This window comes from Tsukamurella conjunctivitidis, assembly GCF_007858475.1.
Classification (GTDB): domain Bacteria; phylum Actinomycetota; class Actinomycetes; order Mycobacteriales; family Mycobacteriaceae; genus Tsukamurella; species Tsukamurella conjunctivitidis.
Map to the genome: position 1 here is coordinate 41,177 of NZ_VIGX01000022.1, position 24,832 is coordinate 66,008.

At 71.8% G+C, this 24,832-nt stretch carries 27 protein-coding genes; 13 read left to right on the top strand and 14 right to left on the bottom strand.

The window, feature by feature from the left end; translation table 11 throughout:
• Positions 1-41: 41 nt before the first annotated feature.
• A complete protein-coding gene (locus FK530_RS21820; protein ID WP_146489077.1) occupies positions 42-1,673 on the top strand; it encodes an NTF2-like N-terminal transpeptidase domain-containing protein in 1,632 nt (543 codons plus the stop codon).
• Between the two features lie 90 nt (positions 1,674-1,763).
• On the opposite strand, the gene FK530_RS21825 is transcribed toward FK530_RS21820, so the two are convergent.
• A complete protein-coding gene (locus tag FK530_RS21825; RefSeq protein ID WP_146489078.1) occupies positions 1,764-2,168 on the bottom strand; it encodes a DUF3054 domain-containing protein in 405 nt (134 codons plus the stop codon).
• Between the two features lie 208 nt (positions 2,169-2,376).
• The gene (locus FK530_RS21830; protein WP_146489079.1) at positions 2,377-3,657 is read right to left on the bottom strand and encodes a lysylphosphatidylglycerol synthase transmembrane domain-containing protein; all 1,281 of its coding nucleotides are present in this window, start codon (positions 3,655-3,657) and stop codon (positions 2,377-2,379) included.
• A gap of 34 nt (positions 3,658-3,691) precedes the next feature.
• Here FK530_RS21830 and macS point away from each other — a divergent pair, with 34 nt between their 5' ends.
• Both macS and FK530_RS21840 read left to right on the top strand, forming a co-directional pair.
• The gene (gene macS, locus FK530_RS21835) at positions 3,692-4,900 is read left to right on the top strand and encodes a MacS family sensor histidine kinase (protein WP_146489080.1); all 1,209 of its coding nucleotides are present in this window, start codon (positions 3,692-3,694) and stop codon (positions 4,898-4,900) included.
• The gene (locus FK530_RS21840) at positions 4,873-5,541 is read left to right on the top strand and encodes a response regulator (protein WP_146489081.1); all 669 of its coding nucleotides are present in this window, start codon (positions 4,873-4,875) and stop codon (positions 5,539-5,541) included. The genes macS and FK530_RS21840 overlap by 28 nt, the downstream gene beginning before the upstream one ends.
• A 69-nt stretch (positions 5,542-5,610) precedes the next feature.
• Here the strand turns inward: FK530_RS21840 and FK530_RS21845 are convergent, their stop codons facing one another.
• The 9 genes from FK530_RS21845 to FK530_RS21885 form a co-directional block, all read right to left on the bottom strand.
• Positions 5,611-5,892, bottom strand: a complete 282-nt coding sequence (locus FK530_RS21845; protein ID WP_146489082.1) for a hypothetical protein — start codon at positions 5,890-5,892, stop codon at positions 5,611-5,613.
• 13 nt (positions 5,893-5,905) lie between these two features.
• The gene (locus FK530_RS21850) at positions 5,906-6,211 is read right to left on the bottom strand and encodes a GlsB/YeaQ/YmgE family stress response membrane protein (protein WP_146489083.1); all 306 of its coding nucleotides are present in this window, start codon (positions 6,209-6,211) and stop codon (positions 5,906-5,908) included.
• 271 nt (positions 6,212-6,482) lie between these two features.
• A complete protein-coding gene (locus tag FK530_RS21855; RefSeq protein ID WP_231706748.1) occupies positions 6,483-7,184 on the bottom strand; it encodes a GAF and ANTAR domain-containing protein in 702 nt (233 codons plus the stop codon).
• Positions 7,185-7,306: 122 nt separating this feature from the next.
• Positions 7,307-7,846, bottom strand: coding sequence for a DoxX family protein (locus FK530_RS21860; protein WP_146489084.1), 540 nt, complete (start codon positions 7,844-7,846; stop codon positions 7,307-7,309).
• 31 nt (positions 7,847-7,877) lie between these two features.
• The gene (locus FK530_RS21865; RefSeq protein WP_146489085.1) at positions 7,878-8,432 is read right to left on the bottom strand and encodes a hypothetical protein; all 555 of its coding nucleotides are present in this window, start codon (positions 8,430-8,432) and stop codon (positions 7,878-7,880) included.
• 181 nt (positions 8,433-8,613) lie between these two features.
• Complete coding sequence (locus tag FK530_RS21870) at positions 8,614-10,059, bottom strand: aspartate ammonia-lyase (RefSeq protein WP_146489086.1); 1,446 nt, start codon at positions 10,057-10,059, stop codon at positions 8,614-8,616.
• A 76-nt stretch (positions 10,060-10,135) separates the two neighbouring features.
• Positions 10,136-10,423 (bottom strand): barstar family protein, encoded by a 288-nt coding sequence (locus tag FK530_RS21875; RefSeq protein WP_146489087.1) that lies wholly within the window; start codon positions 10,421-10,423, stop codon positions 10,136-10,138.
• Positions 10,424-10,426: 3 nt separating this feature from the next.
• Positions 10,427-10,807 (bottom strand): guanyl-specific ribonuclease, encoded by a 381-nt coding sequence (locus FK530_RS21880; RefSeq protein WP_146489088.1) that lies wholly within the window; start codon positions 10,805-10,807, stop codon positions 10,427-10,429.
• Positions 10,808-10,920: 113 nt separating this feature from the next.
• Positions 10,921-11,580, bottom strand: coding sequence for a TetR family transcriptional regulator (locus tag FK530_RS21885; protein WP_146489089.1), 660 nt, complete (start codon positions 11,578-11,580; stop codon positions 10,921-10,923).
• A 144-nt stretch (positions 11,581-11,724) separates the two neighbouring features.
• Here FK530_RS21885 and FK530_RS21890 point away from each other — a divergent pair, with 144 nt between their 5' ends.
• From FK530_RS21890 to FK530_RS21905, 4 genes are all read left to right on the top strand, one after another.
• Positions 11,725-12,777, top strand: a complete 1,053-nt coding sequence (locus FK530_RS21890) for a flavin reductase family protein (protein ID WP_146489090.1) — start codon at positions 11,725-11,727, stop codon at positions 12,775-12,777.
• A gap of 31 nt (positions 12,778-12,808) precedes the next feature.
• The gene (locus FK530_RS21895; protein WP_146489091.1) at positions 12,809-13,981 is read left to right on the top strand and encodes a fatty acid desaturase family protein; all 1,173 of its coding nucleotides are present in this window, start codon (positions 12,809-12,811) and stop codon (positions 13,979-13,981) included.
• 36 nt (positions 13,982-14,017) lie between these two features.
• Positions 14,018-14,326, top strand: a complete 309-nt coding sequence (locus FK530_RS26775; protein ID WP_231706749.1) for a hypothetical protein — start codon at positions 14,018-14,020, stop codon at positions 14,324-14,326.
• Positions 14,327-14,505: 179 nt separating this feature from the next.
• Positions 14,506-14,979 carry a hypothetical protein gene (locus tag FK530_RS21905; protein ID WP_146489092.1) on the top strand — a complete coding sequence of 158 codons (474 nt, stop codon included), beginning with the start codon at positions 14,506-14,508 and terminating at the stop codon, positions 14,977-14,979.
• Positions 14,980-15,072: 93 nt separating this feature from the next.
• On the opposite strand, the gene FK530_RS26915 is transcribed toward FK530_RS21905, so the two are convergent.
• From FK530_RS26915 to trmB, 3 genes are read right to left on the bottom strand one after another with little or no spacing between them, the layout of a single operon-like run.
• On the bottom strand, positions 15,073-18,108 hold the full coding sequence (locus tag FK530_RS26915) for an MMPL family transporter (protein WP_146489093.1): 3,036 nt from the start codon (positions 18,106-18,108) through the stop codon (positions 15,073-15,075).
• A gap of 33 nt (positions 18,109-18,141) precedes the next feature.
• Complete coding sequence (locus FK530_RS21915; RefSeq protein WP_146489094.1) at positions 18,142-18,804, bottom strand: NYN domain-containing protein; 663 nt, start codon at positions 18,802-18,804, stop codon at positions 18,142-18,144.
• The gene (gene trmB / locus FK530_RS21920; protein ID WP_146489095.1) at positions 18,801-19,601 is read right to left on the bottom strand and encodes a tRNA (guanosine(46)-N7)-methyltransferase TrmB; all 801 of its coding nucleotides are present in this window, start codon (positions 19,599-19,601) and stop codon (positions 18,801-18,803) included. The genes FK530_RS21915 and trmB overlap by 4 nt, the downstream gene beginning before the upstream one ends.
• Before the next feature lie 37 nt (positions 19,602-19,638).
• Between trmB and FK530_RS21925 the strand changes: the two genes are divergently transcribed.
• The 6 genes from FK530_RS21925 to FK530_RS21950 form a co-directional block, all read left to right on the top strand.
• Complete coding sequence (locus FK530_RS21925) at positions 19,639-20,367, top strand: LppX_LprAFG lipoprotein (protein WP_146489096.1); 729 nt, start codon at positions 19,639-19,641, stop codon at positions 20,365-20,367.
• Positions 20,364-21,944, top strand: a complete 1,581-nt coding sequence (locus tag FK530_RS21930; protein ID WP_410468467.1) for an MFS transporter — start codon at positions 20,364-20,366, stop codon at positions 21,942-21,944. Before FK530_RS21925 ends, FK530_RS21930 begins: the two co-directional genes overlap by 4 nt.
• 40 nt (positions 21,945-21,984) lie before the next feature.
• Positions 21,985-22,701, top strand: coding sequence for a hypothetical protein (locus FK530_RS21935; protein WP_146489097.1), 717 nt, complete (start codon positions 21,985-21,987; stop codon positions 22,699-22,701).
• The gene (locus tag FK530_RS21940) at positions 22,698-23,756 is read left to right on the top strand and encodes a hypothetical protein (RefSeq protein ID WP_146489098.1); all 1,059 of its coding nucleotides are present in this window, start codon (positions 22,698-22,700) and stop codon (positions 23,754-23,756) included. Before FK530_RS21935 ends, FK530_RS21940 begins: the two co-directional genes overlap by 4 nt.
• On the top strand, positions 23,740-24,081 hold the full coding sequence (locus tag FK530_RS21945; RefSeq protein WP_146489099.1) for a DUF6802 family protein: 342 nt from the start codon (positions 23,740-23,742) through the stop codon (positions 24,079-24,081). The genes FK530_RS21940 and FK530_RS21945 overlap by 17 nt, the downstream gene beginning before the upstream one ends.
• Positions 24,082-24,127: 46 nt before the next feature.
• Positions 24,128-24,832 (top strand): condensation domain-containing protein (locus tag FK530_RS21950; protein WP_146489100.1); only part of this gene is annotated, 705 nt, incomplete at its 3' end.

The following is a 24,832-nucleotide window of genomic DNA, read 5'->3' on the forward strand; positions in this document are numbered from 1 at the left end:
GCCAGGGATGCCGAACGCACCATGAGCAGCGAGGAGACCACGTGAGACGCAGCGGCCGGGCACGGTACGGCGCCGCCGCGGTGGTCTCCGCGCTCCTGCTCGCGCTCGGCTCCGGGCTGGCCGCGTGCGGCGACAGCGCCGTCGAAGAGGTGCAGAAGATGCTCGACGGCTACGGCTCGGCGCTGGGCGAGGGCAAGGCCGTCGCGGCCGCCGCGTTCACCTCCTCGCCCGACGCGGCGGGCGGCGTCATCGGCCGGACGCTGCGCGACATGAACGCCAAGTCCGTGGAGGTCAAGGCCTCCAACGTGCAGCGCTACTCCGGCGGCAACGCCACCTTCGACGTCAAGACGCACTGGAACTTCGGTGACGGCCGCGACTGGGACTACACCACCAAGGGCAGCGCTTCGCAGCTCTCGATCGGCTGGCGCATCTCCTGGGACCCCGCCGTGCTCGCGCCCGGCCTCACCCCCGAGACGGCCATCCGGCAGATCCGCACCGACGCGAAGCCGCCGAAGGTCTTCGGCGCCGACAAGTCCGAGCTGATGTTCGCCGGCACCGTGCACCGGCTCACCGTCGACCCGAACAAGACCAAGAATCTCACCGACAGCCTGAACCGGGTCGCGAAGATCGTCTCCCAGGTCGCGCCCCTGGTGACGCCCGAGGCGCTCGCCGCGCGGGCGAAGGCGGACCCCGGCAAGCCGGTGCCCGTCGTGGACCTGCGCGACGACGACTACGGCGTCCTGGGCGACGCCCTCACCGCCGTGCCGGGCCTGCAGGACACCACCGCGGGCGACCTGCTCATCGCCAACCGGCAATTGTTCTCCCCGCTCTTCGACGGCATCAAGGGCGCCTGGCAGGCCAACCGCGATGCGACCGCCGGCTGGGAGGTGCAGCTACTCACGAACGGGAAGCCGGCCACCAAGATCGTCGGCTTCCAGGGCCCGCCCGGACCCGATCTGCGGGCCGCGATGGATCCCAAGGTGCAGCTCGACGCCGAGAACGCCGTGGTCCAGCTCGGCCAGCCCGCAGCCATGGTGGTGCTCTCGGTCTCGACGGGCGCCGTGCTCGCCGCCGCCCAGAACACGCAGGCCAGCGGCATAGCGACGGACTGGGCACTCAACGGCCTTTCGACCACCGGCCCGGTTCTCGAGCCGCTGTACAGCGAGGTCAACGCCGCCGCGGGCAACGACGCCGGGAAGCAGTCGAAGCTGCTCGCGCCGCTCGGCATGGGCACCGAGTTCGCCATGACCGGCGTGAAGACGACGACCGCCCAGCTGCCCGGTACGGGCGGCCGGGGCGCGTCGGAGCTCGGCGCCGACTCGGTCAAGGCGAGCCCGTTCGGGATGGCCGTCTTCGCCTCCGCCATCGCCAAGGGCAAGACCACTGCGCCCTACGTGGTGCAGGGCCAGACCGCGAAGCCCAGTGCGCCGCTCGGCGACGTCGACGAGAAGATCCTCAAGGCGGTCCGCGCCAAGATGGACGCCACCGTCTCCCCGTCCGGCGACGGCAGCGACCTGGTCTCGACCAAGGCCAAGGGGCTCGTGGGCACGAACGGCCCCGAGGGGCCGGGCTGGTTCATCGGCTATCGCGGCGACCAGGCCTTCGCGATCATGGTGAGCGGCGAGCGCTCGGGCGCCGGCTCGCTGCAGGTCGCGGGCTCGTACCTGAAGTAGCGCGCCGCCCCGGCACCGACTACTTCCCGGCCGCCTGCAGGATCAGGTACTGCTCGGCGGCGCAGGAGCGGAGCGCGCCGACCGGAACGGTCAGGCGTGGGCCCGGCGCGAGCGGATCACGGTGGCGATCGCGCGCCAGCCCAGCAGGAAGACGCCGAGGGCGATGGTCGCGACGATGACGAAGCTGACCTCGACGCCCTTCGACGTGAGCAGGCCCCGGGCCGTCATGCCGAAGGCCACCGTCGAGATCCAGATGATGACGCCGGCGGGGAAGACGCGCCCCGGGGCGAAGGTCGCGGCGCGGCCCGGCTCGTGGCCGCGCAGGGCCGCGAGCACGTAGGTGAACGCCCAGCCCACGGCCAGCGCGAGCAGGAAGGGCCACGCGGTCTCGGCGAAGCCGGACGGAGAGAAGGCCTCGTTGTGGTTGAACCGGCCGATCACCACGAACAGCAGGACGAAGACCACGTCGAGCGCGGCGATGACCGGTATACGCATACGGCAACGGTAATTGATCTGCAGCTCCTGCCGGGAATCCGATCGCGGGGCTGTGACGGCACGCGGCCGGGGCGCGGTCCTCCCACCGCGGCCCCGGCCGGGCCTGACCCCCTCGCCCCCCTCCACTCCGGGGCGCCGTGAGCGCTACGGGTCTCTCGCTCACAGGACAGACGATGCCCGCGAGCCCTTGAGGGCCGGTTGGGCTGCGCTAAATGCGCTGATCAGGGCCTGTCTCGCCGGTCGACGGGCCGTCCCCGTCGTGCGGTCCTTCCGTGCCGAGCGGGCCGGGGTTAGGGGGTTCGTCGTCCAGCGACGGTGTCCCCTCGGCCTCCGCAACGGCGGGAGTGTCGCCCTCCGTGGGGGTTTCGGGTGCCTTCTCGCCGTTCTTGTCCACGGCGTCCGGATCGACGTCCAGGGTGGCGCGGTAGCTGCGGTAGCCCGCGAAGATGACGATCCAGCCGACCACGACGACGAGCACGTAGCTGATCAGCCGGTAGAGGATCGTGGCGGTGAAGGCCTGGCTGGCGGGCATGCCCGCCAGCACCAGCGCGGGGACCAGGGCAGCCTCGACGAGGCCGAGTCCACCGGGTATCGGGCTGATGGTGTTGACGACCTTGGACGCGGCGTAGGCCCCGGCGAGGGCGGCGAGCCCCGGCGCATCGCCCACGGCGTAGCAGGCGAAGGCCAGGCAGGCCACGTCGGCGACCCAGTTGAACATCGACCAGCCGAAGGCCTCCGCGCCGTAGCGGCGGCTCATCTTCACGGCCTGGAGCTGCTCGATGACCTCGCGCAGTCGGGCCAGCCCGGTGTCCTCCGGCTTGTTGCGCAGGTCGTTGATCCACCGGATCAGGCGCGCGCCCACCACGTACAGGCCGTCGGGGTGCGAGGCCACGTACTGCACGAGCACGATGAAGACCACGAGCATGCCGACCGAGAACATCACGGAGTACGGGCTCGACTTGGCGCCGGCGAGCAGCGCGCCGACCAGGCCCAGGACCGCGAGACCGGCGGACATGAGCAGGCCGCTCATCACGATCTGCCACGCGGCCACCACCCGCGAGGCGCCCCACAGACGGGTCCGGCGGTAGACCAGCGTCGGCGCGAGCACCTGGCCGCCGGGCAGGGTCTGGGAGACCGAGTTCGAGGCCAGCTGCAGGCTCAACGCCTGCCGCTGGGTGACCCTCACGCCGGCCGAGCGGAGCAGCACGCGGGTCACCTGGGCGAACGAGTCCATCGAGAAGAACACGGCGATCACGCAGGCCACGACCCACTCCCAGCGGATGTGCTCCAGCTCGCGGATCGACTTGGAGACCGTCGGGCCGAACAGGTAGGCCTCGACGCCGAGGATGATCGCGATGACGACGAGGAGTACGCGGCGCACCCAGCGCAGTCGCCGCCGGGTCGCCGCGACGTCCTTCGAGGGGGCGCTCACCGAGGGCGCGTCCCCGGAGGGCTCGGCGCCGGAGGGCGCGTCGTCGTCTGCCTGCATCGGCGCCAGCCTACTCAGCGGTTACGTTGAGAACATGCAAGGCCTCGCATCCCGGCTGCGGCGCGTCGAACCTTCGGGCGCCGCCGCCGCTGTGCGCGCCTCCGACGGCGACCCCCGGGCGCCGCTCTGGCGCGGCGCGCAGTGGTTCCGCGCGCTGTCCGTCGTCTACGCGGTGGGCCGGCAGGTCGACGAGGCCGACCGGTACCAGCGCATCGGGTGGAGCTGGGTGATGATCGGCGCCGTCGTGGCGGTCAGTCTCCTCGCCGGGATCGGCTACGCCCGGGGCTTCGGGCGCAACCGGTGGTTCGTGATCGGCGAGTTCGCCGCGGCCGCGGTGCTGGCTCTGGGCACGGTCTGGGTGGCCTCGCCCGAGTTCACCGCCCACAACCAGACGCTCCCGACCACGCTCTGGCTCACCAATCCGGTGGTGTCGGCCGCGATCCTCGGCGGCCCCGTCGCGGGTGTGGCCGGCGGCATCGCCATCGCGGTGGTGAACGCGATCTACCGCGGCACCTTTCCGGAGACCGTGCTCCGCGACGCCAACTACCCCGTCTTCATGGCCGTCGGTCTCGGGCTCGGCGTCGCCGCCCGGGTCGCGATCCGATCGCAGGAGCAGCTGCGCGAGGCCGAGCGGGTCGCCGCCGAGGCGCGTGCCCGGGAGCGCCTCGCCCGCGAGGTGCACGACGGGGTGTTGCAGGCCCTCGCCTTCCTCGCCCGACGGTGCGCCGCCCTGGGCGGCCCCGGGACGGAGCTGGGTGCGCTGGGCGAACTCGCGGCGCAGCAGGAGCGGGCGCTGCGGCACCTGATCGCGGAGACGCCGTCCGGCACCGTCGAACCGGAGGACGGCGACGGGGACCTCGTGGACCTGAGGGACCTGCTGCGGCCCCTCGCGTCGTCGACGGTGACCCTCGCCGAGCCCGGCCGCGCCGTGCCCCTCCCGGCGGCGCCCGCGGCCGAGGTGGCAGCGGCCGTGCGGAACGCGCTCGACAACACGGCACGGCACGCCGGGCCGGCCGCGCGGTCGTACCTGCTTCTCGAGGACGTCGGCGACGCCGTGCTCGTCACCGTGCGCGACGACGGCACCGGAATAGCCCCGGGACGCCTCGACGCGGCGCGGGCGGAGGGCAGACTGGGGGTGTCGGAGTCGATCGTCGGGAGGATGCGCGCGCTCGGCGGCCGCGCCGACCTGACCACGGACGTGGGAGAAGGGGTGGAATGGGAACTGTGGATACCGCGAACGTAGACCCGGCCGGCATCTCCGTACTGGTGGTGGACGACCATCCGATGTGGCGCGAGGCCGTGGCCCGCGATCTCGAGGCGCGGGGCTTCGCCGTCGCCGGCACCGCCGATTCGGTGGCCGCCGCCGGACGGATCGCGAAGGCCGTGCAGCCGGGGGTCGTCCTCATGGACATGTCGCTGCCCGACGGCAACGGCGCCGCCGGCACCGCGCTGGTGCTGCAGGCCGCGCCGCAGGCGCAGGTGTTGATCCTCTCCGCGTCCGACGAGCGCGACGACGTGGTCGAGGCCGTCAAGGCAGGCGCCTGCGGCTACTTGGTCAAGAGCGCCTCCGCCGAGGAACTGGTGGCCGCCGTGCACGCGACCGCCGCCGGACAACCCGTGTTCACCCCCGGCCTCGCCGGGCTGGTGCTCGGCGAGTTCCGGCGCATGGCGTCGGCGCCCGAACCCGCCGGCCCCGCGCTCACCGCCCGCGAGACCGAGGTGCTGCGGCTCGTGGCGAAGGGGCTGTCCGCCAAGCAGATCGCCACCCGGCTGCACCTGAGCCACCGCACCGTCGAGAACCACGTGCAGGCCACACTGCGCAAGCTCCAGCTCGGCAACCGGGTGGAGCTGGCGCGCTACGCCCTGGAGAACGGTCTCGACTAGGGAGCGCGCCGGCGAGCGGGATCGCCCCGCCCGCCGGCGACCGGACCGCGTGCACGCTGCCGCGGTCGATCAGGAGATCGGGACCTCCTTGATCTTGGTGTCCTCCTTGCCCGCCGTCTTGCAGTAGGCGAGCGCCTCCGCGCGCAGTGCGGTCGCCGCACCCGCGGCCGGCTCCTCGCCGTGCTTGTCCTTGTACATCTTCTGGACCTGCTCGTTCTGGTCGGCCTCGGACATCGCGACGAAGTCCTTGCAGGTGGTGTCGGCACCGGCCTTCGCGCACCCGCCGAGCGCGAGCGTCACTGCGAGCGCGGCGATCACGAGCACGGACCGGATCGATCGCAGCATTCTCATCGTCGATCGCCCCTCAGCCACGTCGTCCGGTCACCAGGCCCACGACGAACAGCAGGAGGCACGCTCCCGCGAGGGCGGTGAGCAGCGTGAGGATCCATCCGGCGCCGGCGGTGGAGACACCGAGGACCCGGAGGATGATGCCGCCGACGACCCCGCCGATGACACCGACCGCGACGTTGAGGAACAGGCCCTGCTGCGCATCGGTTCCCATGATCTTGCTCGCGAGCCACCCCGCGATGCCGCCGATGATGATCCATGCGATCCAGCCGATGCCGTCGAATCCGAGGCTCGCCTCGACCACCGTTGTTGAGAGCTGCATCTGTCTTCTCCTTCTTGCTGGGCACACCTCGGCGAGGCCACTCAGTCGGAGAACGCGCACGGAGACCGGTGATCCGTGATGCTCTGCGGGGGAAGTACCGACGGCGCGCGTCCGTACCGACGGGCGTGAAACGCCGGTCGGTTGAGCGGTCGCACCGTGGTCTCAATGCGGAATGCACTCGAAGCGATCATCGCTTCGGTACGGGCGGAACACTAGCACGTGGCCTTCGCGGGGAGAAGCGTTCCGATGCGCAGCGGACGGCGTCGCCGGATCACGCGGGATCGCGGCTCGCGGAACCCTTCTCCACCACGCGCTCCGCGATCTCGGCCAGCGGAACGTTGCTGTCGCTGGATACCCGGGCCAGCAACTCGAAGGCACGCACCGCATCCACGTCGAACCGCTCCATGAGCATTCCCTTGGCCTGTCCGATGACGTCACGGCTGGCCAGGGCGGAACGGAACTGCAACGCACGATCGTTGGCGATGAGCGCGGTCGCGGCCTGCGTCGCCAACACGCCGCCGACGGTCTCCGACTCGTCGCTGAACGCGTCGACCTTGGCCGAGAACAGGTTCAACGCGCCGACCCGGGAATCGAAGGTGAACAGCCGGAAGGAGAGCATGCTGACGATCCCCGCTTCTACTGCGGCGGGGGCGAAGTCGGGCCAGCGCTCGTCGGCCCGAAGGTCGGGAGCGCGGGTCGCGGGGTTGGTGGTCGCCGCGTCCCAGCAGGGGCCCTGCTGGAAGTGGTGCTGCAGCGCGTCGAGCCTCTCCGTCAGTTCCGAGGTGGGGGCGAGGGAGCCGTACTTCTCCGGTCCCTCGACGATCAGGATCGAGGCGCCCGCCACATCGGGGATCAGCTGGACGCACGCGGAGGTGACACTCTCGAGTGTGCTGTCGAGAGAACTCGTCTGCGCGATGTTGCGGGACATCTCCGCCATCGTCGACAGGAGGCTCTCGAACGCCTCGTCAGTCACTGTTCTCGTCCTCCGGTGCCGGCGGTGGTCGCTCTACCGTGAGAAAATAGCACGGTGAACGGGGCCCTCCCCCGGAGCCGACGAGGCCGGTGGACCGGCGGACTCGCGGTCGGTTGAGGAGGTCAGCTGATGATCAGTGCGAGAGCGGAGCCGGCCACGGCGACCGCGGCCGCCGCCGCCCGGGCGCTCGGTCGGTCCCACCACCGTCCGCGGTCGGGCGAGTAGGCGCCCGGACCCGCGACGGTGAGCGCGAAGGTCATCAGCCCCATGAAGAGCGGGAACTCGTACCCGCCTTCGGTGTTGAAGAACCGGAAGTCGTTGTTGGACGCCATCGCCCAGGCCGCACCCGCCATCGTGGCGGTGAGGACAGCGGCCGCGGCGGAGGTGAACAGGCCCGCCATCACCAGGATGCCGCCGCCGAATTCGGCGATCCCCGAGTACCAGGCGAAGGCGGTGGGCATCGAGAGACCGAGGTTCCCGAATCCACGTGCGGTCGCATCGAGGCCGGGACCGTTGAACCAGCCGAAGAGCTTCTGCGCGCCGTGCATCATCAGGAAGAAGCCGACGAACAGGCGGAACAGCAACAGCCCCACCGACGTGGCGTCGAAGGAGCCGGCGCGCGGTTGTCGCGCGGCGGTGTGCGGTGGCGTGGTGGCGGTCACGGGAACTCCTCTCCGTTCTTCGGCGCCCGGGTCACGGGGTGACTCCGCGCGGCACCGCACGGACGAAGTCGGCGTCACCGAACCCCGCTCCGGCGCTCGTGCATTCCACGCGGGTAGCGCCAGCGGTCGGGGTGAAGGTGCGGAACGTCAACCACTCCGCGCCGCCGGCGGCCGTTTCGGGCTTCTCGTTCGCGGGGCCGGGTCTGAGCGGAAGCTGCTTTCCCGTGGCGTCGGTCGCGGTGCACCGCAGGTCGGTCTCGGCCTGCTTCGTGGAGCGAGCGACGACCTTGATGTCGATCACGGCGTCGGCGATCGCGGGAATCAACCGGGACTCACCGATGGGGATGCGCACTCCGCCCGCAGCCTCCTCCCCGTGGTCTCCGGCGTTCTCCGGTGCGATGGTCGCGGAGGGGACGGGGGCGGTCGAGGGCGGTGCGGGCTGCGATGGGGAGGACTGCGCCGGCGTGGGTGCGGCCGTCGATGTGGAGGCGCCGCAGCCGGCCAGCAGGAGCGCCGCGGCCGCCACCCCCGAGATCGCGGCCGCGGACCGCCACGGCGATGACGGGGAGAGGGCGAGCTTCGTCATACGAGAACCGTCGCACGTGCTCCGTGCCGTTGCAGCCGGCCGCAACGGCCTTACCCAGTACGGTATTCCGTTCGCAACTGCATACGCTGGGTGTTTCTGCGAATGTGAAGATCTCGTGAATGCGCGGACGACCGGTGACCGCCGGACGAGGTCGCTCGGAACGGGCTCCGGCGATGGTCGGCTATCCGGCCGGAGCGTCGTCGGGCCGGGGCTGCAGGGCGTGCGGCGGGTGGCCGGTGAGGTACTCGGGACTGAGGAGGGAGGCGAGCACGTCCTCGTCGAGCAGGCCGCGCTCGCGGACGATCTCGACGACGCCCCGACCGGACTCCAGCGCCTCGGCGGCGACGGAGGTCGCGGCCGCGTAGCCGATCGTCGGGCTCAGCGCCGTGACGACGCCGATGGACTCGGCGACCATCTGCTCCAGGCGGTCCCGGTTCGCGGTGATCCCGGCGACGCAGCGCTCGCCGAGCACGCGGGCGCCCCGCGTGAGGTGGGTGATCGACTCGACCAGCGACCGGGCGATGATCGGCTCGAAAGCGTTGAGCTGCAACTGGCCTCCCTCCGCGGCCATGGTGATCGTGACGTCGTGGCCGATCACCTCGTAGGCGATCTGGTTGACCACCTCGGGGATCACGGGATTGACCTTGCCCGGCATGATCGACGATCCCGCCTGGACCGCGGGGAGGTGGATCTCGGCGAGACCCGCGCGCGGCCCGGACGACAGCAGCCGCAGGTCGTTGCAGGTCTTCGAGAGCTTCACCGCGATCCGCTTGAGCACGCCGGAGAGCTGGACGAAGACGCCCACATCGGCGGTGGCCTCGATGAGGTCCGTCGCACCCACCAGTTCGTGGATGCCGGTGACCTCGCGCAGCCGCTCGATCACCTTGCCGCGGTAACCCGGGTGGGCGTTGAGCGCGGTGCCGATGGCGGTGCCACCGATGTTGAGCTCGTGCAGCAGGCGCGTGGCCTCCTGCAGCCGGACGATGTCCTCGCCGAGCGTCGTGGCGAAGGCGCCGAACTCCTGGCCCAGCGTCATGGGGACGGCGTCCTGCAACTGGGTGCGGCCCATCTTCACGATGCCTGCGAACTCCTCCGACTTCGCGGCGAAGGCGCCGCGCAGTTCGGTGAGCGCCTCCTGCAACTCGCGCAGCTGTGTGATCAGGGCGATCTTGATCGCGGTGGGGTAGACGTCGTTGGTGCTCTGGCCCAGGTTCACGTGGTCGAGCGGGTGCAGCGCCGCGTAGTCGCCCTTCGGCCGGCCGAGGTGCTCGAGGGCGGCGTTGGCGATCACCTCGTTGGCGTTCATGTTGGTCGACGTGCCCGCGCCGCCCGCGATGGTGTCCACGACGAACCACTCGTGCAGCCCGCCGCCGCGGATCCGCTCGCACGCCGCGACGATCGCCGTCGAGCGCTCCTCGTCGAGTAGCCCGAGCTGCCGGTTCGCCGACGCCGCGGCCTGTTTGACCGCGGCCAGAGCGTTCACCAGATGGGTGTGGATCGCGATCGGCACGCCCGTGATCGGGAAGTTCAGCAGGGCGCGCGCGGTGTGCGCACCGTAGTAGGCGTCGGCGGGAACGTCGATGTCGCCGAGCAGGTCGTGCTCGCCGCGCGTCTGTGCAGAGGTCATCCGTCGATCGTTCCGCACCGTCGGCCGGGCCGCGGGCGCTTCACCGGATACCCGGCGCGCCAAGCCCGTGCCGGCGCTACGCGGGGGACGACGAGGTGGTGAGCGGGACGCCCGAGGTGGAGAAGACGTCGACCACCTCGGCGTACAGCTTCGCGCCGAGCGCGCTGCGCACATCGTCGGCGTGCGTGATGCGGAAGCCGAAGGGCTCGTCCTCGGGCGTGCCGAAACCGCCGCGCAGGCAGTCGACGAGCGCGTCGAGATTGCTGCCGAAATAGCCGTCGGGCCCGTTCACGGCGCGGCCGAGCTCGGTGTAGAAGTCCTCGACGTCGGCCACGCGGCGGCCGTCCACGATGTAGGTCTTCACGTCTCAGGCTCCCGTCACGATGCAGAAGGAGGCGTAGTGGTCGCCGGTGTAGTACCAGTTCGGCGGCGAGGTGAGCGGGGTGCCGCCGGTCACGATCCGGCGCGCGCCGCGGGTCGAGGAGCCGGGCGTGATCACGGTGTACTCGTGGTAGTAGCCGGAGGCCTTCGCGGGGAGGATGCCCTCGCGATTCTGGAAGACCACCCCGTCGTTGCGGGGGTACGGGAACGGCCCGCCCTGGTGGATGAGGTTCGCGGTGTCGGTGGCCTCGGCGGGCAGGGACGACAGCGCGCAGGTGGGCAGGGCGGCGGAGGCGGGGGAGACGGTCGCGACGGTGACGCCGAGCGCCACGACGACCGAGCCCGCGAGGCGGGTTGTGGTGCGCATAAGCGGAAAGTTAGCCGAAGTAGATGATCGTCGGGTGGCGGCCGGGTGAAATGCGCGTTCAGTAGCGCCGGTGCGCCGCGGCCCGCTGACCGCGGACAGCCGCTGGCCCGCGACTAGCGCTCGCGGGGTTTGTACGACGCCAGGCCCAGCGCGACGACGGCGAGCTGCCGGGTGGTGCGGTCGATCAGCTCGTCCTCGTCACGGGTGTTGCGGGCGTCGATGCGCACGAGCTCGGCGACGAAGCCCAGCATGATCGTGACGTAGAGATCGGCGACCATGTCGAGGTCCTCGACGCTCCAGTCGGAGAGCGGCGGGATGCGCGAGAGGTCGTGGGTGAGCTCCTTGGCGAACAGCCGCAGTTCCACGTCGATCGCGCGCTGCAGCTCGGGGGATCCGCCGTAGCGCTCGCGCACCAGGAACTGGAACTCGGCATCGTTGGCGCGGGCCTGTCTGGCGACGATGCGGATCGCCTCGGCGCCGCTGGGGGCCACGCCCTCGCGCCGGCCCTCGCGGAGCATGCGGCGCAGCACACGCATCGCGTCCTCGACGAGCGTGACGCCGAGGTCGTCCATCGACGCGAAGTGGCGGTAGAAGGCGGTGGGCACGACGCCGGCGGCCTTGGCGACCTCGCGGAGCGACAGGCTCGCGAACGAGCGTTCACCGGCCAGGGCCAGCGCCTCGTCGAGCAGGGTCTGCCGCGTGCGCTCCTTGGCCTCCGCCCGCGACGGACCCGGCGTGTGCCGTTCGACGGCGCGCGGGGTCGGTCTGGGCATGTCCGCAAGTCTATCGCCCCTGCGTTTCGGGATGGGCCGCGCCGAGGTTGTGTCCGAGGTCACGGAACACGTCCTTGACGGCGGGCTGCTGATTGCGTGCATACTGTGAGTGTACAAGCGTGCACTGAACGGAGATACACAGCCATGAGCCGCTTCACCCGATTCGCCGGATCCGTCATCGAGGCGGTGCTGACCCCACACGCCGTGGACCGCTACCTCGAGCTCGTCGATCCGATGGTCACGTGGACGGAGATCCGCGGTCGCGTCACCGCGGTCAGCCGCCGTACCGATCGCACCGTGACGTTCACCGTGACCCCCACCCGACAGTTCGAGGGCTTCGAGGCCGGACAGTTCATCCAGGTCAGCACCGTGATCGACGGTGTCCGCCAGACCCGCTGCTTCTCGCCCGCCGGCTCGCACCACCAGAGCGGCGACCTCGAGTTCACCGTGACCGCGGACGCCGAGGGCCACGTCAGCAAGCACCTGCGCGAGAACCTCGCGGTCGGCGACGTGCTGGGTCTCACGCCCGCCGCAGGCACCTTCACGCTGCCCGGAACGCCCGGGGACCGCCCCGAGCGGATCCGCCTCATCAGCGGCGGCAGTGGCATCACACCCGTACTCTCGATCGTGCGCACGCTCGTGGACGAGCAGCACGAGGGCACGATCGACGTACTGCACTTCTGCCGCGACTCCGCCGACAACCCGTACCGCGAGGAGCTCGAGCGTCTCGCCCGTGTGCGGAACGTCTCGGTCACCTACGTGTACACCCGCGCGGGCGGCCGCCACCTCGGCCCCGAGCATCTGGAGGACCTCGGCGACATCGGCTTCGCCTGCGGCCCGGCCCCGTTGCTCGAGACCGCGAAACAGCTGTACTCCGACGCCGGCGTCGAGCTCCGCGTCGAGGAGTTCACCCCGCCGGTCGCGGCGGCACCGTCGGGCGAGGCGACCGGCACCCTGCGCTTCACCGAGGCCGGCACCGCCGTCGACAACGACGGCCGCAGCATTCTCGACCAGGCCGAGTCGTCGGGCCTGTTCCCCGAGAGCGGCTGCCGCATGGGCATCTGCTTCTCCTGCACCGCCGTCCGCAAGTCCGGCTGCACCACCAACATCCTCACGGGCGAGTCCGACGACGAGCCCGACCAGCACATCCAGCTCTGCGTGAGCGCGCCCGTCGGCGACGTCGAGATCGCGCTCTAGCCACCACGACCACACAACCAGGGGAGACATCATGACCGAACAGATCACCCTCACCGCCGAGCAGGTCGAGGCCATCGGCGAGCGCTTCGACGCCATCCGCACCCGCATCCTGAACGATCTCGGCGAGAAGGACCGCGAGTACATCTACAAGATCGTGCGCGCGCAGCGCGGTTTCGAGATCGCCGGCCGCGCCATGATGTACCTGCCGCCGCTGTGGCCGGTCGCCGTCGGCTCGCTCGGCGTCTCGAAGATCCTCGACAACATGGAGATCGGCCACAACGTCATGCACGGCCAGTACGACTGGATGCGTGAGCCGGGCCTGAACTCCCGCGAGTTCGAGTGGGACACCGTGTGCCCCGCCGACCAGTGGAAGCACAGCCACAACTACCTGCACCACACGTTCACCAACGTCCTCGACATGGACCGCGACATCGGCTACGGCATCCTGCGCATGGCGCCCGAGCAGAAGTGGCACCCCTACTACCTCGGCAACCTCGCCTACGCGAGCGCGCTCATGGTGCTCTTCCAGTGGGGCGTCATGCTGCACGACCTCGAGGCCGAGCGGATCGTCAAGGGCGAGCGCAAATGGGGCGACATCAAGGAGCTCGTCGCCGGCATGCGCCGGAAGGCCGGCAAGCAGGTGCTCAAGGACTACGTCATCTTCCCGGCGCTCACCGGGCCGCTGTTCCCGCTGACCTTCCTGGGCAACATGTCCGCGAACCTGATCCGCAACCTGTGGACCTTCTCCATCATCTTCTGCGGCCACTTCCCGTCGGGCGTGCAGACCTTCACCAAGGAGGAGACGGCCGACGAGACCCGCGGCGAGTGGTACGTCCGCCAGATGCTGGGATCGGCCAACATCGACGGCGGCCGCCTGTTCCACATCATGAGCGGCAACCTGAGCTTCCAGATCGAGCACCACCTGTTCCCCGACATCCCCGCGAACCGCTACCCGGAGATCGCCGCCGAGGTCCGCGCGACGTGCGAGGAGTTCGGCCTGCCCTACAACACGGGCTCGCTGCGCGGCCAGCTCGGGTCGACGTGGAAGAAGATCGCCAAGCTCTCGCTGCCGAACCGCTGGACCAAGCAGGAACCCGACCTGGCGGTGACGATCGAGCGCGCCCGGCACCAGGACGCCGCATCGAAGGCCCTCGCCAAGGCGGGCTGGCAGCGCGCCGCCGAGCGTGAGATGGTGTCGGTCTAGGCCGGACGCACCGGATCGCACCAGGAGGAGGCGTACGTGGGCAAGCTCGAGCGGCGTAAGGACGCGGCGCAGGACGCGATCGAGTCGACCTCCATCCGCGTCGGTCGGATCGCGACCATCATCACGACCGCGGTCGCCGATGTCGCGCGGGAGATCGGCGACGCCGTGAGCGACGCGCTCGAGATGCGGCAGGCCGCCAAGGCCGCCGCCGCCGACGAAGCCCGGCAGGCCGGCCCGCAGGAGCGGCAGGCCCCGCAGGAACGGGCCGAGGCGGCGGAGACGACCTCCCCGGTGACCGGGTCCCCCGCCGCGGCGCCCGACTCGCCGGAACCCGACCGGGGCTGACGGCACCCCCGTCACGACGACCGGATCCGGTCCCCGAGCACGCACAGCGGCTCGGCGGGCCGGATTTCGTCGTTCCGGTGGCCGGATCGCCGTCGACGCGGCCACCGTGATGAGAACGGTGGCAGCGCACCCTCCGCCGTGAGAAGGTTGCAATCCAACAATCTCCCGGAGGTGTGGTCATGAGCGCGATCGAGCAGGGCAAGGCCGTAGTGAAGAAGATCAGCGAGATCGTCGGCGGGCTGACTCGCGCGCGGGGCGCGGCCGACCGCGCCGCGGACGAGAAGACCCGGATCGCCACCGACGTCGGCGACGTGAAGTCCGCGGGGGAGGAGGTCGCCGAGGGCCTGTCCAACCTGAAGTCGGCGGGGTCGAAGCTCGACTCCGACGTGAAGGCCACCGCGGCGAACGTCACCGCCGACGTCGCGGCCGTGAAGGGCGTGACGGCCCCTGCCGCGCCGAAGGCCGGTGCCACGCCGGTGCCGACGAGCGCGCCACCGACGAGCGTGGGGCCGAAGGCGGGGTCCACCGCCGCGGGGCCGGGACCCGCCGCGGCGAAGACGCCCGCCCCGAAGCCCGTGCCGAAGCCCGAGACGACGAAGGCCGCCGCGCCGAAGCCGGCACCGTCGGCCCCGAAGAAGGACACCAAGGCCTGACCCGGGGCCCGCGCCGGCTACCGCGCGGCGATCCCGACCCGCACGACGAAGCGAGCCCCGATCCGGAGTGGATCGGGGCTCGCTCGTCGGTGATCAGTCCTGGTGCGGGGGACGCTGCTGGGGGCGCGGCCCCTCACCGGTCGGGCCCTGCGGGCGCGGGCCCTGCGGCCCACCCGGCCCCTGCGGGCGCGGCGGATAGGGCTGGCGCGGGCCCTGCGGTCCGCCCTGGGGACCCTGCGGTCCCCCCGGGCGGGGCATCTGTCCGCTCGGGCGGGGCATCTGCCCGCTCGGCCGCGGCGCACCGGGACCCTGTGGGCCGCCGGGGCCCTGCGGGCCGGGAGGCGGGCCCTGACGGTGCCGCGAGGGCTGGCCGGGAGCCTGTCCCGGGCCCTGCTGCGGCCCGCGGCCCGGAACGGGCTGCTGGTAGCTGCGGGGATCCTGCGGCGGGCGCTGCACGGGCGCCGACGGGCGCGGCGGCAGCTCCAGCCGGCCCGAGAAGCCGGGCGGCGGGCCGGGGCGGCGCGGACCGGGACCGACCGGGGTCGGGCGGGCCGGACGCACGTCGGGCAGGTTCGCCGGCGGGTGCAGCCGGCCGTCCTCCGGCGCCGAGGTCGCGCGCGCGGCGGACGCCGGCGCCCCCGCCCCGACGAGCTCGGGGGCGGCCTTACCCGGTGCCGCGGTCGCGGGCTTGACCGACGACAGCGGGCGGCCGTCGCGGGTCTCGGCCGGCAGCGAGGTCTCGCCGAGGCCGACGGCCTCCTGGATCTTGCGCATCCAGGTCGGCGCCCACCAGGAGTCGTCGCCGAGCAGCTTCATCACCGCGGGCACGAGCACCATGCGGACCACGGTCGCGTCGATGAGCAGCGCGAACATCAGGCCGAAGGAGACGTACTTCAGCATCACCAGGTCGGAGGTCGCGAAGGCCGCCGCGACGCACGCGAGCAGCACGGCCGCCGCGGTGATGATCCGGCCGGTGTTGGCCGTACCGGCGCGGATCGCCTGATTCGTCGTCGCGCCGCCCGCGCGTTCCTCGATCATGCGGGAGATCACGAAGACCTCGTAGTCCGTACTGAGGCCGAAGACCACCGCGATCACCAGCACCAGGACGGGCGCCATCATCGGGCCGCCGGTGAAGTTGAACAGGTCGCCGCCGTGGCCGTCGACGAACATCCAGGTCAGGAAGCCCAGCGTCGAGCCCAGGGACAGCAGCGACATGAGCACGGCCTTGAGCGGCAGCGTCAACGAGCCGAAGGCCAGGAACATCGCGATCGTGGTGACCACCACGAGGAGCACCATGAGCAGCGGGAGCAGGCCGAGCATCGAATCGATCGAGTCCTGCTGCAGCACCGGCATGCCGCCCACCAGGAAGCCGATGCCCTTGCTGGCGTCGGCGCCGTCCATCTTGATGCCGCGGAGCGCCGTCACGGCCTCGCCCACGGCCTCGGTGTCGTTGGGGTCCTGCATGCTGCCGTTCGACGTGCGGACCGACACCTGCTGCCCGCGGACCTCGAGCTTGTCCGAGGTGCCCTTGGCGGTGTCGACGGCCGCGGTCGCCGGGCTGAACCGGGCGGAGTTCGGGTCCGCGGGGTTCGAGTGTGTGAAGCCGGGGATCTTGTTCGCCTCGTCGAGCACCTGCTTGATCTGGGCATCGCTCGCGTTGGTGAAGACGATCTTCACCGGCTGCCCGGTGTTGTCCGGGAAGAGCTCCTGGAACTTGTCCTGTGCCTGGCGGGTCTCGTTGGTCGGCGGCAGATAGGTCTGCGAGATGCCGCCGAACTGCAGGCCGACGATCGGGATGCAGATCGCGAGGAGCAGCGTGACGACGCCGACGATGGCGGTCTTCGGGCGCTTCATGACCGCATCGGTCACCTTGCCCCACATGCCGGCCTCGATGTTGGCCTTCGTCTTCGCGCGGCCCGTCTTCTCTGCGGCCCAGTGGATGACGCCGCCGATGAGCGGGAGCTTCCACGAATCGAAGATGGTGAGGAACCAGTGGAAGCTCAGCGCGAAGACCCGCGGCCCCAGCACCGCGAGCATCGCGGGGAGCAGGATCAGCGAGAGCAGCGCGGCGATGAAGACGCCGAGCAGCGCGCCCGTCGCCATCGAGGTGAGCAGGCCGAGCGGCGAGATGTAGAGGCACGCGAGGGCCGCGACGATGAGCAACGAGGACATGATGACCGTTCTGCCCGCCGTCATGACCGTGCGTTTGACCGCCGTCGGTGTGTCGTAGCCCTCGTCCAGTTCCTCTCGGAATCTGGACACCATGAACAGGCCGTAGTCGTGGGCGATGCCCAGGCCGATCAGCGAGATGATCGGGCCGACGAACAGGTTGACGTCCGTGAAGTCGGCCATCACCGAGGCGATCGCCATCGACGCGCCGATCGTCAGGACGCCGATGATCATCGGCAGTACCGCGGCGACGATGCCGCCGTAGACGAAGAAGAGCACGATCGCGACCAGCGGCAGCGCGATGATCTCGGCCTTCTTCTGGTCCTTCTGCACGCCCTCGGTGACCTCGGAGGTCACGGGGACGAGCCCGGCCACCTGGGCGTGGAAGACGGGCTTGTTCGCGTCCGCCCGGAGGATGTCCATGAGCGGCTGCTGGATCTCCACCCAGTCCTTGCCGCGCTGCGTGTCGTCCGCCGAGCGCATGGGCAGCGTGAAGAACCCCCAGGTGCCGCCGTCGGCGTCGGTGCGGGTGAACTTCTCGAAGAGCGGTTCCGAGGCCTGCGGGGCTCCGGGGGCGAACATCGTGTAGCTGAGCGAGCTCTCCTGCGGGTCCTTCTCGTTGCTCGGGTTCAGCTTGGAATCGGGGCCCGTCGCGTACTTCGCCAGCACGTCCTGGCGCGTCTTCTCGACGGCCTGCTGGACGTCCGGGTCGGTGATCTTCTTGCCGTCCGCCGGCTTGATCAGGACGAGGATGTCGGGCTGCATCTCGCGGCCGTTGGCCTTGTCGGTGACCTGCGCGGCCGCCACGGAGTCGCTGGCCTCGTCGTAGAGGCCGTTCATCTTCGTCTTCGCCCCGAGGCCGAGGAAGCCCCAGGCGCCGGTGACGGCGATCGACACGAAGAGGACCGCGACGATCGTGTATCGGAACGCGTACGTGAAGCGTCCTATCGCTGCGAACAAGCGAGAATTCCTTTCCGGTGGCCGGTTCTGGGGCTAGGCCCGGCTCGAAAGTAGCGAAGACAGGGGACGGAACGGCTGCAGCCACGCACCCTCGTCGGGCAGCGAATCCAGGCTCACCCGTGGCAGCGGCTCGCGGAACACCCCGGCGATGTCTTCGAGATCGACGAACTCCAGAGTAGGGGACGCCAGCGCCCAGGCGGCGTGCTCGCGGAACCCGAGGACGGTTACCGGTACACCGCTTGCGGAGATCTCCTCCAGCGGTTCCCGGAAGGCCTGGCCGTCCGCGGAGGCGACGATGAGGCCACCGAGGCCCGGCGAGTACCGCCGGACGTCGATGTGGTCGAGCATGTCCTCGTCGACGTCGCTGTCCTCGTCGACCTTGGGCTTGGCGAAGACGGCGTAGCCCACGTTGCGCAGGGCCTCGACCCAGGGGCGGACCACATCGGCGGTACCGGGGGCGATGTTGGTGAAGACGGTGGCCTCGGGTTCGAGCCGGGCGTCCGTGTCCGATTCCAGGGTCGCCGTGTACTCGAGCAACCAGCGGCCGAGGGCGTCGAACCGCGGGCGGTGGGCGGCCGTCGGGCGGCCGCCGAGGATCGAGCCCAACCCCATGTCGAGGTTGGGCGCGTCCCAGACGAGCAGGACACGCGCGGCCGCGTCGGGCTGCGAGTCGGCGGGTGCGTCGAGCGGAGTCACCGCACCTCTCCTTCCTCCACGCGTTCCCAGACGAACTCGTGGATGTCGCGGCCCACCTGCGCGGCCTTGTCCTGGAACTTGGTCACCGGGCGGTCGACGGAGATCGGCAGCCCGGCATCGGCGAGCCGCGGGGGCAGCACCACGGGCCGCAGCAGCGGCTCCAAGGGTGCGGTCTCCGCAATCGCCTCTGCATAGTCTGCATGATCCGTAGCCACGTGCAGAATCCCTCCGACACGCAGACGGTCGGCGATCAGCGCGAACATGCGCGGCTGCAGCAGCCGGCGCTTGTGGTGGCGGGCCTTCGGCCACGGGTCCGGGAAGTAGACGCGCACGCCGGTGAGCGAGCCCGGCTCGATCATGTCCTCCAGCATCGCGACCCCGTCGCCCCGCACGACCCGCACGTTGGTCAGGCCGGCGCGCTGCACGGCGCCCACGAGCTGGGCGATGCCGGGCAGGTAGACCTCCACGGCCACCACGTCGCGCTCCGGCTCGGCCTGCGCCATCGCCCAGGTCGACGTGCCGGTGCCGGACCCGATCTCGACGATGAGCGGGGCCTTCCGTCCGAACCAGGCCTCGGCGTCCAGCGGGTGCGACGGTGCCGGGAAGGCGCCGCCGGGCGCACCGTCGGGCAGCGGGGAGGCGGGCGGGATGTCGCGGCCGAGGGTCTCCCAGCCCGTGTCCATCGCCAGCTGCTGGGCGGGGGTGAGGGAGGCGCGGCGGGACCGGAAACTCGTCACGCGGGGGTACAGCCGACGGTGCTCGGCGCGGGGATCCTGGGACTGGGGCACGCTCTCCATCGTCCCAGCTTTGCGCCTGTGACTTAGCATTGGCCGCATGATCGTGCGTAACTCTCGCCACACGGCGCTCCGCATCGCCTCCACGGTGGTGGCCCTGCTCGCCGTCGTCGGTCTCCTCGCCGCGTGCTCGGGCAGCGACGGGGAGAAGGTGAACGACGCGCCGCTCCCCGACGCCAAGACCCTGATCGACGCCTCGTCGAAGGCCGCCCGCGACCTGCACGACGTGCAACTGGACCTGTCGGTCGAGGGCACCGTGCCGAACCTGCCCGTCAAGAGCGTCTCCGCCTACCTCACCAACCAGCCGAAGGTCTCCGGCCAGGGCGACGCCGAGGTCACCTTCAACGGCACCCAGGTCAAGGCCAAGTTCGTGGTCGTCGACGCGCACCTGTGGGCGCAGTTCGGCGCCGGCCAGTCCTACCAGGACATGGGCCTCGCCGCGGACATCTACGACGCCTCGGCCATCCTCGACCCGGAGAAGGGCATCGCGAACCTCATCGCCTCCGTCCGCGACCCCAAGGTCGAGGGCCGGGAGCAGATCGGTGGCACCGAGGCCGTCCGCGTCTCCGGGATCATCCCGGGCACGGCGCTGGCGGGCATCGTCCCGAAGGCCGCGCTCGGCGATCGACCGCTCACCTTCTGGGTGCAGGAGGCCGCGCCGAACAACCTGGTCCGCGCCAACGTCGGCTTTGACTCGGGCACCCTGACGGTGACCCTCTCCGACTGGGGCAAGAAGGTCACGCTGCTCGATCCGAAGACCGCGAAGTGACGATCACCGCGGCGCCGTCCGCGCCGGGCCGCGTGCGCGGTCGCGGCGTCGCCATGGGCGCCGCGGGACTCGCCGTACTCCTCGGCGCGCTCGACACCTACGTGGTGGTCTCGGTCCTCGAGGACATCATGCGCAGCGTCGAGATCCCCATCAACCGGATCCAGCTCGCCACCCCGATCATCACCTGGTACCTGCTGGGCTACATCGCGGCGATGCCGCTCCTGGGCCGCCTGTCCGACCGTTTCGGGCGCCGGCTGGTGCTGCAGGCCAGCCTGGCGCTGTTCATCGTCGGCTCCGTGCTGACGGCGCTCGCGCACACCGTGCCGGAGGTCCTCGCGGGCCGCGTCGTCCAGGGCGTCGCGAGCGGCGCCCTGCTCCCGGTGACGCTCGCGCTGGCGGCCGACCTGTGGTCCGCCCGCCGACGGGCCGCCGTCCTCGGCTGGGTCGGCGCGGCGCAGGAACTCGGCAGCGTGCTCGGTCCCATCGTGGGTGTCGGGGTGGTCACGCTGGTGCAGAACCACGTCTCGTCCGTGCCGCGCGAGGACGCCTGGCGAGTGGTCTTCTGGGTGAACGTCCCGCTCGCGCTCATCGCGATGGTGCTGTTGCAGCTGACGGTCCCGAAACGCGCGGTGTCGAAGCAGAAGGTCGACGTCGTCGGCGGGCTGCTCCTCGCGGTCGCCCTGGGCCTGTCGGTGATCGGCCTCTACAACCCCGAGCCCGACGGCGAGCACATCCTGCCGCCGAACGGGGCGTGGCTGCTCCTCGGCGCCGCCGTCGCGTTCGTCCTGTTCGCCCTCTGGGAGCGGTTCGCACGGGTCACGCTGATCGAGACGGCCGGGATGCGCGTGACGCCCTTCCTCGCCGCCTGCGCCGCGTCGGTGTGCGCGGGCGCGGCCCTGATGGTGACGCTCGTCGACATCGAGATCTACGCGCGGATGGTGCTGCAGCGCGACGGGGTCGCCGCGGTGCTCACGCTGGTCCGCTTCCTGCTCGCGCTGCCGGTCGGCGCGATCCTCGGCGGCTTCCTCGCCACGCGCTTCGGCGATCGGATCGTCTCGGTCGTGGGCCTGATCGTGGCCGCGGGCGGGTACGTGCTGATCGCGCAGTGGCCGACCGACGTGCTGGCCGCCCGGTACCTGGGCTTCCTCCCCGCGCTCGACACCTCGCTGGCGATCGCGGGCTTCGGACTCGGCGTGGTGATCGGCCCGCTCTCGTCGGCCGCGCTGCGCGCGGTGCCGCTGTCGCAGGCGGGCATCGCCTCGGCGCTGCTCGTCGTGGCCCGGATGAGCGGCATGCTCATCGGTGTGGCGGCCCTGACCACCTTCGGCTTCTACCGCCTGAACGCGATCATGGACTCGATGCCCCCGATCGCGCCGCAGGGGAGCTTCATCGAGACCGGGCTGGCCGTCTTCCGGCAGACCCAGGAGGCCTACGGCCGGATGTTCGGCGAGGTCTTCGGCGTGACGGCCGTGATCTGCCTGGTCGGCGCCGTCATCGCGGTCTTCGTGGCCGGCGGCCGGGACCAATCGGAGCAATCGCCCACCGACGACGACGGCGCGCTCGTACCCTCCCGGTAGGGATCGGCGCGGGGGCGCCGATCGTGGAGCGGGGGCTCTCATGGGGGATCTGTCCGTGCGCCGCGGGGCGCCGTGCGTGCGGCTGCTGGGCCGCGAGGGAGTCGGGCGTGCGACGCTCGGTGCGGCGCTGCGAGCGCGCGGGGTCGCGGCCGTCGACGACGGCGACGCCGATGCGCTGCTCTACTGCTTCGCCGGTGGCCTCCGCGCGACCGACCGCGCCGCGATCGAGGCGCTCGACGCCGACTCGGCGGGGCCGGCCGTGCTCGCGTGGACGAAGGCCGACGCCGCGGGCTCCTGGCGCGCCGCCGACGACTACGCCGCGCGCCTCGGGGAGGTGCTCGGCCGGCCCGTGGTCGCGGTCGTGGCGCTGCTCGACGGCGCGGACCCGGCCGATATCCCCGTGATCCGGCGGATCGCCGCGTCCGGGCTGGCACTGCCGGAGTCGGCGCTCGCCGCCGCGGAGGCGTTGGGCGAGGACGCACCCCTGCTGCGCCGGTTCGGCGGCTACGGCCTGGCGTGCGCGCTGGGCGCGCTGCGCGAGACCCCGTCGATGCCCGACGAGGTGCTGCTGGCGAGCCTGCGTGAGCTGAGCGGCGTCGACGCGCTGCTGCCGTCGCTGGCCACGGCCCTGCAGGGCTTCGAGGAGCGCCGGGAGGCGCGGTTCGACGGAGCGCTGCGCGCCGCGGCCGCGACGGACTGCGCGCGCCGCGACGAGGCCGAGCACCTCCTGCTGGACCGGTTGGGACGGGCCTCGTGACCGCGTTGGTGGCGGGCCAGGACCCGGCCGGCGCAGCCGCCGTCGCGGACCGCCTCGGTGGGGACGCCGCGGCCGTCGGAGCCGACGGCGTGCCGGTGCCGCTGGGCGCGCACCGGGGCGAGCACGACGCGCTCGTCTACGTCCTCGACGCCTGCGTCCCCGCCGCCGCGGTCGACGCCGTCGCCTTCGGCCGTCTCCGGGCGCGCCTGCCGGCGGTGCTGGCCGCCACCGGGGCCGACGTGTACCCGGACGCCGCGGCGACCCTCGCGGAGTCCGGGCGCCGCCTCGGCGTCGAGGTGGTGAGCGTGCAGCCGGACTCGGGCGGCGGCTTCGACGCGCTGCGGGCCGCGCTCGCCGACCCGCAGCCGGTGCGGCCCGCGCCGCCGGCGGGCGCACCGCCGCCCGGTCCGCCGAGCCCCGCGCTGGAGCGGGCCGACCGTTCGACGTACCTGCGGTCCACCGTCGCGCGGGTGCGCGCCGTGCTCCTCGCCGAATCCGCCGAGGGCTTCCGCCGCCAGGAGGACGAGCCGGGCGACGACGTGCGCAGCCGGCTCACCGCGGTCGCCGGCGGGCTCGAGCGGTCGCTGTACGCCCACCTGTGCGCCACGTACCGCGGTGCCTTCGCCGGCTGGCCCGATCCGCCGGTGCCCGCGGTACCCGTGCTGCCCCGGCCCGACCCCCCGGAGGCGCCGGCGCACCGTCGCCGGCCCGAGGACCTGGCGGTGCTGATCCTGGGCGCCTCGGCCGGGCTCGGCATCGGCCGGGCCGTCGCCGCGCCGCTCGAGGCGCTGGGCGCGCTGCGCTGGCTCGCGCTGCCGATCAGCCTCGCCGTGGGCCTCGCCGCGGCGATCTGGCTGCTGCGGGTGCGCCGCCGGAGTACGGCCCGCACCGATCGACGGAGCTGGGCGGACGCCGCCACCGCGAGCTTCCGGCAGCGCGTCGAGTTCGAGCTGGCCGCCGCGCTCGTCGCCGCGGAGGCCGACGCCGCGCTGCGGCTCGCGCGCGGTCCGGGAACCGATCGGGAGGCTGGTGCGTCCAATGAGTATGGACCCTGATTTCGGGCTGTTCGGGGCGCCGGATGCGGACGCCTTCGGGCCGGGCCTGTTCGACGGTGCCGTCCCCGCCGCCGCGCCGTCGCCGGGCGGGCTCTGGGTGCAGGCCGAGGGCGGGTGGTTCGACGTGCACGCCCTGGACACCGACGGTGACGGGCTGGTGGACACGGGCACGCTCACGGACTCGGACGGCACCGCCGTCTTCACGGATCTCGACGCCGACGGCGTGGCCGACGTCTACCACCGGGTGCGCCCCGACGGCACCTTCGAGACCTGGCGGTTCGCCGACGGCAGGTGGCGGTTGATGGATAGGGGCGACGTTGCTTGACCCCATTCGATAAGGTTGCGATCGCAAACCTGATTGAGGGGGGACCATGGCGAACCGGTTCAAGGGAAGGCGTGCCGCGCGCGCCGCACGCGCCGGCGTGGCACTGACGCGGGCCCAGGAGCACATCCTCGCCGCGCGCGCCGCCGAGGGCGCGGGTCCGGTGTGGACGATCAGCGAGTACATCGTGCTCGACGGGTACATCGACCTCGCCGTCCTGCGCCGCGCCGCCGCGTACGTGCTCGCGGCCGCGGAACCCCTGCTGGCCCGGGTCGACGAGAAGGCCCACACGCAGGTCGCCGATCCCGGTACCAAGGTTGGCGTCGAGGAGGTCGACCTCCGGCGCGAGGACGACCCCGAGGGCGCCGCCCGCCGGTTCGCCCAGGACCGTCTCGACGCGCCGCCACGGGATCCGCGGGTGCGCGTCGCGCTGGTCCGCACCGCCGAGCGTCGGGTGCGGCTGCTCCTCGAATGCGATCTCGTCGTGGCCGACGGCTACACCGCCGCCCGCGTCCGCGCTGCGATCGCCCGCACTTACACCGCCCTCGTGGAGGGCCGCCCCGTCCCGGCGGACCCGATCCGGCCGCTGCGGGCGCTGCTCGACGCCGAGTCCGGCTACCTCGCCTCCCGGGACCGCGCGGAGGACGCCGCGTACTGGCGCGCCGCCGGGCTCCCCGGCCCGGCCGCGCTGCCGGGCGGCGCACCGCCGGGCAGGGCGAACGCGCAGGTCCGCGCGCCCCTCCCGCCCGTCCCC